1 protein-coding gene and 1 pseudogene are annotated in these 849 nt (G+C 74.7%); both read left to right on the forward strand.

Features of this window, described 5'->3' with window-relative positions; all coding sequences use genetic code 11:
- Window positions 1-294, forward strand: a pseudogene (locus ACQUQ1_RS22505) (dihydropteroate synthase); the annotation flags it as partial.
- A 127-nt stretch (window positions 295-421) separates the two neighbouring features.
- Window positions 422-849 (forward strand): 6-hydroxymethylpterin diphosphokinase MptE-like protein (locus ACQUQ1_RS22510; RefSeq protein ID WP_435066399.1); only part of this gene is annotated, 428 nt, incomplete at its 3' end.

The raw sequence follows: 849 nt of genomic DNA on the forward strand, positions 1-849 counted from the left end.
GTGACGACGACCGGCGAGGCCCGCCGGCACGCCGACCGCGTCGGCGGCGACCCGGCGGCGGCGGCCGACGCCGTCGCGCGGGTGTACGAGTTCGACGGGCTGGACGCAGAGGAACTGGGCGCGCTCCGGGCCGCGGCGGTCGAGTCGCCGGCCCGGGTCGTCGCCGGCGAGGGCGGGTCGGCGGCCCTGCTGGTCGGAACTGTCAGGGCGGTCGCCGCGGCCGCAGACGCCGCGAGCGGCGTCTCCGGGGCCTTGGACGCGGCGTTGGCGTCGGTCGCGCGTCCGACGGAGTAAGAAAACTTATACCCGATCCGTCGAAAGCCGGGGGTGGAAGCCGGAAGGGCACCGCGGGTAGGGGTACTCTGGTGCGCTCCCGGCCCGATCCGTATTACTGAGCGCCGCCGACCGGGTAGTCACACCGATGGACTTCGACGACTGGGAGCCGATATACGAGGCGATCCTCGCGGACTTCGGGTTCGACCGGGGCGCCGACGAGGCCGTCCGCGACCGGGCCGCCGAGCACGCCGAGCCGTTCGACCTCGGCCGGCTGGACTGCACGGGCGAGGCCGTCGCCGTTGCCGGCGCCGGGCCGTCGCTGGAGGCCGACGCCGCCCTCGCCCGCGACGCCGACCGCGTGTTCGCCGCCTCGACGGCGACCGACCGCCTCGCGGACCTGGGAGTCGAGGTGGACGCGATGGTGACCGATCTGGACAAGAACCCCGAAACCGGCCTCGAACGAACCGACCGCGGAGCGGTCGTCGTCGCCCACGCGCACGGCGACAACGGCGCCCTCGTCGACGAGTGGCTCCCCCGCTACGACGCCGCCCACACGCTCGTCACGACGCAGGC

The organism is Halobaculum sp. EA56 (assembly GCF_051195075.1).
In the GTDB taxonomy this organism is placed as follows: domain Archaea; phylum Halobacteriota; class Halobacteria; order Halobacteriales; family Haloferacaceae; genus Halobaculum.